This is a genomic window from Acinetobacter sp. YH01022 (genome assembly GCF_013420235.1).
In the GTDB taxonomy this organism is placed as follows: domain Bacteria; phylum Pseudomonadota; class Gammaproteobacteria; order Pseudomonadales; family Moraxellaceae; genus Acinetobacter.
On sequence record NZ_VOYP01000005.1, the window covers coordinates 1 to 12,162 of the forward strand.

The following is a 12,162-nucleotide window of genomic DNA, read 5'->3' on the forward strand; positions in this document are numbered from 1 at the left end:
CCGTTGAAGACTACGACGTTGATAGGTTGGATGTGGAAGCATAGTGATATGTGAAGCTGACCAATACTAATTGCTCGTGAGGCTTGACTATACAACACCCAAACAGTTGTTGTATAAAGCATCAATTGATTCGATATTAAGCAAAACAGCTTGATTTAGTGAACGCTAAAGAACAAAATATGACAGCTCAGATATACCTGTTAATGAATTCTATTTGACCAAGCATTGGCATATAAATAAGACCAAACGCAAAGTCATAAACAGTTGTGCTGGCGACCATAGCAAGAGTGAACCACCTGATCCCTTCCCGAACTCAGAAGTGAAACCTCTTAGCGCTGATGGTAGTGTGGGATTACCCATGTGAGAGTAAGTCATCGCCAGCTCATTATTCCTTAAAAAGCCCCCTCTAATGAGGGGGCTTTTTTTATCGGTAAAGAAAAAGATGTAATTCAAAAAGAATAATTCAATTTTGCTTTTATTGATTCAAATTCAAAATTGTCAATTTAAGAATGGTTAAAAACTAAACCCAAGGGTCTAGGATTTTGGTCATTTTTAATACTTTAGTAGAGTGTTTACTCAAAAATGGCTGTGTTCAACTGAGTCAGTTACGAAAGCATGCTGCTATAAATCATTAAAAATAATAAAAAGATTACAGGTCATGTGCTGTGTCGTAGTAATCACAATGAATTAAAACTCACAGGAGGTGGGGATATGGCAATGAATACAGTCAATGTAAATGATGTTATTGATAAAGCTGAATTTAAGACCTTTCATTTTAAGGTCGTGTTTTTGTGTTTGGTAATTATTCTGTTTGATGGTTATGATTTGGCAATTAATGGAGTAACTTTACCACTATTAATGAAGGACTGGGGCCTCAGTGCTGTTCAAGCGGGAATGCTGGCCAGTACAGCTCTTGCAGGCATGATGTTTGGCGCGATGCTATTCGGTACTTTGGCGGATAAAATTGGCCGTAAAAAAGTGATCCTGACCTGCGTGGTGTTATTTAGTGGATTTACCTTTGCGGGTGGATTTGCTTCAAATCCAACAGAGTTTGGTGCTTTACGTTTCCTTGCAGGGTTGGGCATTGGCGGGGTATTACCCAACCTTGTTGCTTTAACTTCAGAATATGCTCCGCAGCGTTTAAGAGCAACACTGGTCACCACGATGTTTAGTGGCTATGCGGTAGGCGGTGTAATGGCAGCGCTATTTGGTGCCTGGTTTACTCCGAATTTTGGCTGGCAAATTATGTTCTTTATTGCAGGCGTACCATTATTGCTGTTACCGCTGATCTGGAAATTTCTGCCTGAATCGTTAACCTTTTTAGTCAAGGCTCAAAAGGATGAACATGCACGAAATATCTTGCAGCGTCTTAGCGCAAATTTAGTCTTGAATGCACAAACTAAATTTGAACTGAGTGAAGTTAAAATTTCTGAACCTGCTTTTGTCAGCAGCTTGTTTAAGCAGGGGCGTGCAGGCAGTACGCTGTTGTTCTGGCTTGCATTCTTTATGTGTCTGTTAACGCTATACGCGTTGGGCAGCTGGTTGCCAAAGCTGATGATGGCAGCAGGTTACTCAATGAATAACAGCTTGATGTTCCTACTTGCGATGAATATTGGTGCGGTAATCGGTACAGTTGGTGGCGGTATTCTTGCAGATAAATTCCATTTAAAACCAGTCATTATTACTTTATGTTTATCAGGTGCTGTGGCTTTATCTTTACTTGGCTTTAAATCTCCACAACCTGTGATTTATTTACTGGTTGCAGTTGCTGGTGCATCCGCGATTGGTTCACAAATTTTGCTTTATAGTTATGTCGCACAGTATTATCCGCTAACCGTACGTTCAACGGGTATTGGCTGGGCTTCTGCAGTTGGACGTACTGGTGCGATTATCGGACCAATCCTGATTGGAATGTTGCTGGGTATGGAATTGCCACATCAATTTAACTTTATGGCAGTCGGTTTACCGGTAATTGTTGTGGCACTTGCGGTAGCATTGATTGTTCGTCAAGACAAAGTGGTAAAAGCTGATCCATTAGCGGTGAAAAAACTGAACACTCTAAAAGCCCAATGATCGTATTGTGATCAGAATCTTTAAGCGTTAAATATTTCAAAAATATCTAAACCTCTTCAAATGAAGAGGTTTTTTTATGCTATTTCATAAAAGATTAAACCAATCAAAAAAATAATCGAGCTAGAAGGCCTGAAAAGCCCAATTTACTTATAAAAATGATCATAAATTACTCTAATAATAATGTGATATATCAATCAAATAAATGTTATTTCAGTGATCATAGAAGAATATCAATTAGTCTTATTGTGCGTTAAATCCGGCTTGCGTATATTGCGTCGAATTAAATATTCAGCCGAATATTTAAAGGATGTTACGGACAAGTACTCATGGGAGATGAGAACGATGACAATGGAAACTGTAGATATAAATTCTGTAGTCGACAATGCGAAATTTACGCCTTTTCACTTCAATGTAGTTGCTTGGTGTTTACTGGTAATTTTATTTGATGGTTATGATTTGGCAATTAATGGTGTAACTTTACCACTATTAATGAAGGACTGGGGCCTCAGTGCCGTTCAAGCGGGAATGCTTGCCAGTACAGCTCTTGCAGGCATGATGTTTGGTGCGATGATCTTTGGTTCCTTGGCGGACAAGATTGGTCGTAAGAAAGTCATCATGATCTGTATTGTTTTATTCAGTGGTTTAACCTTTGCAGGTGGTTTTGCTTCTAACCCAACTGAATTTGGTATTTTACGCTTTCTGGCCGGTCTGGGTATTGGCGGTGTGATGCCAAACCTGGTGGCGCTGACTTCTGAATATGCCCCACAAAAAATGCGCAGCACACTTGTGACCACCATGTTTAGCGGTTATGCGGTCGGCGGTGTGATGGCGGCATTATTAGGTTCATGGTTTACGCCTGATTTTGGTTGGCAAATCATGTTCTTTATTGCCGGTATTCCTTTATTTTTACTGCCTGTAATCTGGAAATTCTTGCCTGAATCTTTGGCGTTTATGGTAAAGCAAAACAAGCAGGCTGAGGCACGTCGTATTGTGCGTCGCCTGTCGCCAAATACCAAGGTTACGGACCAGACCACATTTACTTTGCCACAGGAAAGTGTACCTGAAGCGGCAAACGTAGTAAGCCTGTTCCGTCGTGGTCGTGCAACCAATACCTTATTGTTCTGGGTTGCATTCTTCACCTGCTTGCTGACCATGTATGCCTTGAGCAGCTGGTTACCGAAGCTGATGATGGCGGCAGGTTACTCGATGGATAACAGCCTGATGTTTATGATGGTCATGAACGTGGGTGCAGTTGTCGGTATTGTGGGTGGTGGTATTCTTGCAGACCGTTTCCACTTGAAACCTGTATTGATGGTTCTGGGCATGATGGGTGCGGTTGTGATGAGCTCAATGGGCTTTGCGTCTAACCAGTTCTTACTTTACATCTTGGTGTTCCTGGCGGGTGCAGCATCGATTGGTTCGCAAATGTTGCTGTATAGCTATGTTGCGCAGTTCTACCCACTTGCAGTACGTTCAACAGGAATTGGCTGGTCGTCTGCGATTGGTCGTATGGGCGCGATTGTAGGTCCAATTTTGATTGGTGGCTTACTGGGTATGAACCTGCCTGCACATTTCAACTTCATTGCAGTCGGCTTACCGGTGCTAATTACTGCTATTGCTGTTGCATTGATTATGCATGATGATGAGTCTGAAAAGATTGGTTCAACTGAACCGGCAGTGTCTAAAGCTTAAAAGTTAAGTTTAAAAAGAAGCCTCCGAAAGGGGGCTTTTTTTTAATGATATAATTAAAAAATCAACTTAAAAATTAAAAAGAGGGAAAGTAAATGTCTTTTAGGCCGGGGACTGTTTCAAAAATACTTTGGCATTTTACAGGTGGTCCATTATGGGATGTAGAAACTAATAAACAATTAAAAGAGTTAAAACCTTCTATAAAAGGGTATGAAGCTTTAAACTCAATTTTGGAAAGTAAAGAAATTCGTATTGGAAATTATAATGAAATAGTAAAAATTGTATTACCTATTAAGAAAGTTTTTGACTTTGAGAATAATACTTTCAATGTAGTAAAAAACTATCCAGTAACCATTAAGTCTGCTCCTGTTTGTTGTATTGCAGATATACCACTACAACACATTGCTTATCATGCAAATAGATATGGAAAAATTGCAATAGGTTTTAGACGTGAAGCGATTATAAAAGCTGGTTTTAATCCAGTAATGTATACCTTAGAGAATTCTCAATTACTTAATAAGATATATAAAAGTTATGACGCTGCTACAGATTTAGAATCTATAACTTGGGAGCTAGAAAGTGAATGTAATGATATAGATAGTGAATTAGAGAGTTTTAAATATGAACAAGATATTGATACTAAAATTGATGTATGGCCTTTGAGCCAAGCTATAACAAGCTTAGATTATGCTACTACTGATATAAATGAAGGATATTCAAAATTTCTAGCTTATATCAAAACATTTGATGAGTCAGAATTTGATACGATTTACTGTGAAAGGGAATGGCGCTCAATTAAAAGTTTCTGTTTTTCTATTGATGATATAGCGGTAATTATTCTTCCTCGTGAACAAGATGGTTTTAACTATTATGAAGATTTTATTAGTAAAACCAAATTACCTAGATCTATTTGTATAGCTGCATGGGAAGACCTCATAGAACATTAAAGCTCTATACATTATTTTTGTATTTTTAGATAATTTATAAATTACAAACCACATGTACATAACTATGAAACTCAACTCATTCTCCCCAATCCCTGAAGATGACGATGAATTGCATCTTCCTGAACTGGTGTACTGGGCATCTCTTGGTGACATCGACCAAGTCGAACAGGCTTTACAGGAAGGCCTGGACGTCAACTCTGCCGATGAAGAAGGCTATAGCGCCTTACAGGCAGCAGCTGAAAATGATCATTTAGAAGTCGTGAAGCTATTGATAAGTAAAGGCGCAGATGTTGATCATCGCAGTACCTATACGGCTTTAGAGCTTGCTGAAATGGCAGGCAATAAAGAAGTCGTAGCTTATCTTAAAAGCTTAAAAGGATTATCGTGATAAAAAAGAAGCCCCATCATTTTGATAGGGCTTCTTTATATAGGTTGCCTAGGTATGACTCCTGTCGTACCTCACGTCCTGATGCTCAAACTTTATTATTGTTGTTTTCTGTTTGGGAAACGTCCTGTTTCCTGATGAATTTAGAATAAGAAATTTATCTTGAGGCAGATAGAGGTTAATAGAACCATTTTATGTACGTTATCTCTTACACAGGCTGACCATAGCAAATGAAAGTTTGTTACCAATAAAAAATAGTGATTTTCAATATTGTACTTAGAATAAAACGGGTGAGCGATTTGAATGGCAGAGGATCATCAGGATGAAAATAAAAATATTCCGACAGCGTATGCTGATCACAACTATATTAATCAGTACAGCAAGTTTAACCGCGTGTAATGCACAAACTGATGCTGTAAGTCCGGCATCCAAGTCAGCCGTAGAAACTACATCTTCCAAACCTTCTTCAGGTTCAGTCAATCAAACGTATAAACTCACCACCGTCGCAGAATTTAATGAACCCTGGGCCATGACAGGGCTGAAGGATGGTCGTTTACTGGTCACTGAAAAAAAGGGAAAGTTACAGTTATTTGACCCCAAAACCATAGAAAAAATTGAAGTCAAAGGCATTCCTAAGGTGGCCTATGGCGGGCAAGGCGGTTTGGGTGATATAGCCTTGCATCCACAATTTGAACAGAACCATATCATTTACTTAAGCTATGCAGAAGCAGGACAGGGAGGCTATGGGGCTGTGGTCGCACATGGCGAACTGGATCTGTCCAATGTTCAGCAACCACAGGTTAAAAATTTAAAAACTATCTGGCAACAGGTGCCTAAAGTATCAGGGCAGGGACATTATGCCCATCGGCTCCTGTTTGGTCAGGATGGAAAGTTATGGATTAGCTCAGGTGAACGCCAGAAGTTTGATCCTGCGCAAAATATGCAATCCAATTTAGGCAAAATATTGCGTTTAAATGAGGATGGCACACCTGCCTCAGGCAATCCGTTTAACGGTCAGGGCGAGATCGCAAAACAGGTCTGGTCATTGGGACATCGTAATCCATTAGGTATAGCATTTGATCCTAAAGGGAAACTTTGGGTCGTGGAAATGGGTCCCAAAGGTGGAGATGAATTGAATCTGATTGTCAAAGGTGAAAATTACGGTTATCCGCTGGTTTCAAATGGCGATCATTATGATGGCAGAGATATTCCTGACCACCATACCCGCCCTGAATTTAAAGCACCTGAAATTAGTTGGACACCTGTCATCTCGCCATCCAGCCTGATTTTTTATACCGGTTCGCAATTTCCTGCATGGAAAAATAAAGCCCTGATTGGTGGCTTGTCTTCCAAGTCCATTGTGGTGGTAGATACAGCGATGAAACCTGTGACTGAAGTACAGCGTGTAGATATGAAGCAACGTATCCGTGATTTGCTGCAAGCTGCAGATGGTTCAATTTGGGTGCTGGAAGATGGTAAAAATGCCAGACTGCTGAAAATGACTGCGAAATAAGGTGATTAATAGATATCTTTCATAAATCAAAAATATGTTCAATCTTAATTTTTTTAATTCAGCACAGCCTCATTTGATGGATTTCATTTTGATGCCTTTGCGTAGGCAATATCGCTACTTTTGAAAGGTCAAAATGAGGATCTCAAAATATATTTTGAGTCCGTAAGAAAAACTTTTTGTTTCCCATACATGACTTTCTTGTCGTGATGGGAAACGTGTGGCATCCATGCCACACTCATGAATCCAATACTTGCTAAAAAATCAATTTTTTATTTTCGTATTATGAAATACTTATAGTCATTGAAAATGATTTATGAAATAAATTTAATAAAGTTCAAAAGCCTCTGATGGGGCTTTTAGAATAATTGATATTCATGACTGCATTGAATCAGACTGTGTAATGCTCGTCTGCATTAAACACATTGGCCTGAATCTGGATCAGTTTACGGTTGCCTTGTTTGCCATTCATGCCCCAATCGGCAATCCTGATATTATCCACAATAGTTACATCACCTTTCTGCCATTGTAGTGACAGGCTATTCTAGTATATGGCATCAAAAAAGGCCTGCTTGTCTTGATGGTTCCATTTTATTATTTTGTTGAGAGTGGCTGGAATAATTCTGAGGGTTATTCTAATGATTCCTCATTTTTGTATGCTTGTGATTATAGAGTTTGAAGTTTCAATAGCATGTAAACTTTAATCGTTTTAGTTGAAGTTTTCGATAAATACTCAGCCCGATCAGCATCATGCATAAAGAAAAAAACCTCGACATCCTGTCGAGGTTTTTTATATTCTTTCTAAGGTATAACTCCTGTCGTACCTTGCAGCATCCTGCTGTTATATCACTTATCTTTCTAGTTGTAAGTTTAGAGACTTCCTGTCTCAGTATGAGTTAAATATATCGTGAAAGATAATGTGTGAAAAGTAGATATATTCTTCAACTCTTGTAAGCTTAAACGTACAACGATTTTCTAGGTATCAATTGCTTACGTATTGAATCAGTTTATCCAGTACACTTTTTAAAGCTTTTTCATCAAACTCATTCGGTTCAAATTCTTCGGTTTTATTACGTGAAAAAATATCGCGAATTTCAATCACTGCATTACTGTCCACTAAGCCAAGTTGCGTTCCGACCTGGCGAATCTGGTCGATGGAACGGGAGCCATTGGTTGCACCATAGCCAATATAGGCAGCCGGTTTACCTTGCCATTCCTTACCGACGTAATCGAGGGCATTTTTAAGTGCCGGGCTGTAGCCATGGTTATATTCAGGGCTAATAAAAATGAAGGCATCGCCTGAAGCCACTTTATCTGCCCAGTCTTGTTGTTTGGGTTGATCATAAATGCCCGTAATTGGAGGATGGCTACCAGCAAAAATCGGCAGAGCCCATTCTTTTAAATCGACCAGTTCGGCCTGAACTGTACTGAAATTGGCCTGATCAATACTGCGCTTGACCCAACGTGCCACTTTAATGGCAGTCCGACCTTCACGCACGCTACCCACGACAATATATATTTTCATGTATAGATCCTAGATTTTTTGAATTGTCATCTTTAACTTATTATGAATATTATTTATTGAATATTAAGGATTTGTATCTTTAACCATCGCTGTAAGCAGAAAATAAAAAAGCTCCCGAAGGAGCTTTTAAAAAATCATGCGTTAGATGATCTTTTACATCAGTTTAATAGCTTGCTGACCAGCAGGGGTCACTTTAAAGATTTCCACTTCAAAGGTAATGTCCTTGCCTGCAAGCGGGTGATTAAAATCAATTTCAGTAATATCTTCACCGACTGATTTCACCACACCAAATAGACTTTGCTTGGCTTTATCTTCAAATTCAATCATATGACCCACAACAGGAGGCTGTTCGAATTTAACGGTGTCAAACTTTTGTACGTTTTCAGCATTCCATGGACCAAAAGCTTCTTCTGGGGGAAGACTCACGGTACGACGGTCCCCGGCACGTAGACCAAACAGGGCTTTTTCGAAACCCGGCAATAAACTGCCATCACCCATTACCAGGCTGACAGGCATTTCGCGGCTACGGGTGTTGTCAATTTCCACGCCATTTTCAATGGCGACCGAAAAATGCAGCTCGACTTTAGAGCCTTCTGCAATTCGGGTTTCTTCATTTGGATTAATAAAATCAGTCATTTTGTTGCGCTTCCGCACGTTGAATACGGTGTTTTTCCAGGAAAAACGTATCGATCAGGAGCAAGATAGTCCCCACGGTAATGGCACTATCGGCAATATTAAAAGCAGGAAAGTGGCTGTTGTTGTAGTAAACATGAATAAAATCGACCACATAACCCAAGGTGACCCGGTCAATCAGGTTACCGATGGCGCCACCCAGAATCAGGGCAATCGCCATAGGTAAAATCACGATTTTTTTTGGCATACGCATCAGCCAAAATACAAAAATTACAGACACTAACGCTGCCAGTGAAGTAAAGAAATAGCGTTGCCATCCACCGGCATCGGACAGGAAACTAAAGGCTGCGCCATAGTTATGTAGCAATGTCCAGTTTAAAAAGGGCAGTACAGGGACCGGATCTGCATAATTCAGATGCGTCGTTGCAAACCATTTGGTCCATTGATCCAGAATAATTGCCACAATGGATAATCCGACCCACACAAGATTGTGCGGGTAGAACTGGAATAAGCCCTTTTTATTTTGCGGATTAGGCATACTTTCTCTCTTCGCCTTGACCTGTAGGAAGGTTAATAATACAGCGAGAACAAAGGCCTGGATGTTCATGATGTGTATTCACATCAGGCAGTACATGCCAGCAGCGTGCACATTTCTCACCATCGGCTGCAGAGACTTTGACGCGTAAACCTTCCAGATCAGTGGCTTCACCTTGCGCTGCATCAAAGGCATTTACAGTAACTTGAGAGGTGATCAGGACAAAACGAAGCTCGTCACCTAACTGATCCAGTACTGCTTTCAGTTCAGCATTGGCCCAAAGTTCAACTTTGGCGGACAGGTTAGAACCAATCAGTTTGGCATTACGTGCCGCTTCAATTTGCTTGTTGACTGCAGATTTAACGCTAATTAAAGTCTGCCAGTCGGCTTCTGAAACCAGGTTGGCTGTTGAAGCGACTGGAATGTCATACCACTCGGCAGTGAACACGTATTTCTCGCTTTGACCTGGAATTAAAGGCCAAGCTTCTTGAGCAGTAAAGCTCAAGATCGGTGCCATCCAGCGAACAAAGGCTTGGACCAGGTGATACAAGGCAGTTTGTGCAGAATGACGGGCTTGTGAATCCGCTTTGGTGGTGTACTGACGGTCTTTGATGATGTCGAGATAGAAACCACCCAAGTCATTGATACAGAAGTTAGTCAAGGCATTGGTGACGATATGGAAGTTCATATCTTCATACGCTTGTTGAATGGTTTTTTGTACGTCCGCAGCACGTTGCAGGATGTATTGATCCAGCGCGATCAATTGATCCACTGGCAAGGCATCAGTAGCTGGCTGGAAGCCATTCAGGTTGGCCAGCAAGAAACGCAGGGTATTACGAATACGGCGGTAACCATCCGAAGCACGGCTAAAGATTTCCTTACCTGCGGTCATTTCATAGCGGTAATCTGCCGATGCAATCCAAAAGCGTAAGCCGTCTGCACCCATGTCTTTAATAATGTCTTGTGGAGTAATGATGTTACCCAACGATTTCGACATCTTGCGGCCTTTTTCATCGACTACGAAGCCGTGAGTTAACAAGCCTTTGTATGGTGCGCGTTCATTGATCGCAATTGAGGTGAGCAATGAAGACTGGAACCAGCCACGGTGTTGGTCTGAACCTTCAAGATATAAATCGGCTGGGTCTTGTAACTCTTCACGCTCACGTAGAACTGCATAATGCGTCGTACCTGAGTCGAACCAAACGTCTAAGGTGTCGCGTACTGCATTGTAGTGCTCGGCATCCTCGCCAATGAAGTCTTTGGCTTCACGGTTGTACCAGCCATCAATCCCTTCTTGTTCGATCAGTTTCGCAACTTCTTCGATCAATTCAGGTGTGCGTGGGTGCAATTCGTTGGTGTCTTTATGTACAAAGAATGGAATTGGCACGCCCCAAGTACGTTGACGTGAAATACACCAGTCCGGACGGCCTTCAATCATCGCTTGGATACGGTTTTTACCCCAATCCGGTACAAAGCTGATGTCATTTTCAATCGCATTCAGTGCGCCTTGACGTAAACCTTTGGCATCCATGCTGATAAACCATTGTGGTGTAGCGCGGAAAATAATTGGAGTTTTATGACGCCAGCAGTGCGGATAGCTGTGTTTGATTGGGTGATGTGCCCACAGCTTATTGTTTTCTGCCAAAGTCGCAATAATTTGTGGATTGGCTTTGTAGATGTGTTCGCCTGCAAAGATTGGTGCAGTAGGTAAATATACGCCATTGCCACCGACAGGATTGTCAACTTTTAGGTTGTATAATAGGCCGACTTTATAGTCGTCCACACCGTGGCCTGGCGCGGTATGTACTGCCCCTGTACCACTGGTTGCAATGACGTGTTCACCCAGGATGACCGGTACTTGACGATCAGCGATTAACGGATGTTGCAGTTGCAGGTTTTCAAGTTTTGCGCCGGTAAAATCGGCAATCACTTCAACAGTGCTAAAGCCATAACGTTCAGTCGCAGATTCAACCAGATCTTTGGCCAAGATAAAGTTTTGCGGTTGTTTATCTTCACCACGTGCTTTGACCAATTGATATTCAATTTCAGCATGCAGGGCAACGGCCTGGTTGGCAGGTAATGTCCAAGGTGTTGTGGTCCAGATCACGATGTCAGTGCAGTCAGTTACTTGAACGCCTAAACGTGCAGATAGGTCTGCTAAATCGACCACAGCAAAACCGACATCAATTGCATCGGATTTTTTATCTTCATATTCAACTTCGGCTTCTGCCAATGCAGAACCACAGTCCAAACACCAGTTCACAGGTTTAAGACCCGGTTCAATATGACCTGCTTTGGCAATTGCACCCAATGAACGCACGATATCGGCTTCTTGCTTGAAGTTCATGGTGAGGTAGGGGTTATCCCAGTCACCGAACACGCCCATACGCACGAAGTCTTTTTTCTGTAATTCAACCTGGGTGTAGGCATACTCACGGCAGTGCTTGCGGAAAGTGGCGGCATCGACTTTCACGCCGACTTTGCCGACTTTTTCTTCAACTTTCAGTTCAATAGGCAGACCGTGACAGTCCCAACCCGGAACATAAGGGGCATCATAACCATCCATCACGCGGCTTTTGATGATGATGTCTTTAAGGACTTTGTTGACGGCATGGCCTAAATGGATTTGGCCGTTTGCGTACGGAGGGCCATCATGAAGCACATATTTTTTCTTGCCAATACGCGATGCACGAATCTGCTGATAAATGTTGTCGGCATACCACTCTTCTAACCATTTTGCTTCACGTACTGCCAGATTTGCTTTCATTGCAAATTCAGTACCTGGGAGGTTTAGCGTGGCTTTATAATCCACTGCATTTTCAGGAGTTTGCTTATCGCTCATGCAAGTTGTCTTCCAATTTAATC

Annotated in this window: 9 protein-coding genes and 2 rRNA genes; 7 read left to right on the forward strand and 4 right to left on the reverse strand. The window is 41.4% G+C overall.

The features are described 5' to 3' along the window. From FTT87_RS02335 to FTT87_RS02365, 7 genes are all read left to right on the forward strand, one after another. Window positions 1-91 (forward strand): 23S ribosomal RNA (locus FTT87_RS02335); the annotation flags it as partial. A gap of 177 nt (window positions 92-268) precedes the next feature. Then, window positions 269-383, forward strand: a 5S ribosomal RNA gene (rrf, locus tag FTT87_RS02340). A 328-nt stretch (window positions 384-711) separates the two neighbouring features. Further along, window positions 712-2,073 carry an MFS transporter gene (locus FTT87_RS02345; protein ID WP_180174282.1) on the forward strand — a complete coding sequence of 454 codons (1,362 nt, stop codon included), beginning with the start codon at window positions 712-714 and terminating at the stop codon, window positions 2,071-2,073. Between the two features lie 342 nt (window positions 2,074-2,415). Next, complete coding sequence (locus FTT87_RS02350) at window positions 2,416-3,765, forward strand: aromatic acid/H+ symport family MFS transporter (protein WP_180174283.1); 1,350 nt, start codon at window positions 2,416-2,418, stop codon at window positions 3,763-3,765. Window positions 3,766-3,857: 92 nt separating this feature from the next. Next, window positions 3,858-4,709 (forward strand): abortive infection system antitoxin AbiGi family protein, encoded by an 852-nt coding sequence (locus FTT87_RS02355; RefSeq protein WP_180174284.1) that lies wholly within the window; start codon window positions 3,858-3,860, stop codon window positions 4,707-4,709. A 64-nt stretch (window positions 4,710-4,773) separates the two neighbouring features. After that, complete coding sequence (locus FTT87_RS02360; protein ID WP_180174285.1) at window positions 4,774-5,097, forward strand: ankyrin repeat domain-containing protein; 324 nt, start codon at window positions 4,774-4,776, stop codon at window positions 5,095-5,097. A gap of 319 nt (window positions 5,098-5,416) precedes the next feature. Next, the gene (locus tag FTT87_RS02365; RefSeq protein WP_373423491.1) at window positions 5,417-6,607 is read left to right on the forward strand and encodes a PQQ-dependent sugar dehydrogenase; all 1,191 of its coding nucleotides are present in this window, start codon (window positions 5,417-5,419) and stop codon (window positions 6,605-6,607) included. Between the two features lie 979 nt (window positions 6,608-7,586). Here the strand turns inward: FTT87_RS02365 and FTT87_RS02370 are convergent. The 4 genes from FTT87_RS02370 to ileS all read right to left on the reverse strand — a co-directional run bounded on the left by FTT87_RS02370 (window position 7,587) and on the right by ileS (window position 12,139). Continuing rightward, window positions 7,587-8,129, reverse strand: a complete 543-nt coding sequence (locus FTT87_RS02370; RefSeq protein WP_180174286.1) for an NADPH-dependent FMN reductase — start codon at window positions 8,127-8,129, stop codon at window positions 7,587-7,589. Window positions 8,130-8,282: 153 nt separating this feature from the next. Then, the gene (locus tag FTT87_RS02375; protein WP_180174287.1) at window positions 8,283-8,765 is read right to left on the reverse strand and encodes a peptidylprolyl isomerase; all 483 of its coding nucleotides are present in this window, start codon (window positions 8,763-8,765) and stop codon (window positions 8,283-8,285) included. Next, complete coding sequence (gene lspA, locus FTT87_RS02380) at window positions 8,758-9,300, reverse strand: signal peptidase II (protein WP_086196606.1); 543 nt, start codon at window positions 9,298-9,300, stop codon at window positions 8,758-8,760. The genes FTT87_RS02375 and lspA overlap by 8 nt, the downstream gene beginning before the upstream one ends. Beyond that, window positions 9,293-12,139, reverse strand: coding sequence for an isoleucine--tRNA ligase (gene ileS, locus FTT87_RS02385; RefSeq protein WP_180174288.1), 2,847 nt, complete (start codon window positions 12,137-12,139; stop codon window positions 9,293-9,295). Before ileS ends, lspA begins: the two co-directional genes overlap by 8 nt. Between the last annotated feature and the right edge of the window lie 23 nt (window positions 12,140-12,162).

Excerpts from the sequence above, each read along its gene's own strand:
- FTT87_RS02355 (WP_180174284.1), top strand. The coding sequence starts at position 3,858 with ATGTCTTTTAGGCCGGGGACTGTTTCAAAAATACTTTGGCATTTTACA.
- FTT87_RS02375 (WP_180174287.1), bottom strand. The coding sequence starts at position 8,765 with ATGACTGATTTTATTAATCCAAATGAAGAAACCCGAATTGCAGAAGGC.
- FTT87_RS02365 (WP_373423491.1), top strand. The coding sequence starts at position 5,417 with ATGAAAATAAAAATATTCCGACAGCGTATGCTGATCACAACTATATTA.
- ileS (WP_180174288.1), bottom strand. The coding sequence starts at position 12,139 with ATGAGCGATAAGCAAACTCCTGAAAATGCAGTGGATTATAAAGCCACG.
- lspA (WP_086196606.1), bottom strand. The coding sequence starts at position 9,300 with ATGCCTAATCCGCAAAATAAAAAGGGCTTATTCCAGTTCTACCCGCAC.
- FTT87_RS02350 (WP_180174283.1), top strand. The coding sequence starts at position 2,416 with ATGACAATGGAAACTGTAGATATAAATTCTGTAGTCGACAATGCGAAA.
- FTT87_RS02370 (WP_180174286.1), bottom strand. The coding sequence starts at position 8,129 with ATGAAAATATATATTGTCGTGGGTAGCGTGCGTGAAGGTCGGACTGCC.
- FTT87_RS02345 (WP_180174282.1), top strand. The coding sequence starts at position 712 with ATGGCAATGAATACAGTCAATGTAAATGATGTTATTGATAAAGCTGAA.
- FTT87_RS02360 (WP_180174285.1), top strand. The coding sequence starts at position 4,774 with ATGAAACTCAACTCATTCTCCCCAATCCCTGAAGATGACGATGAATTG.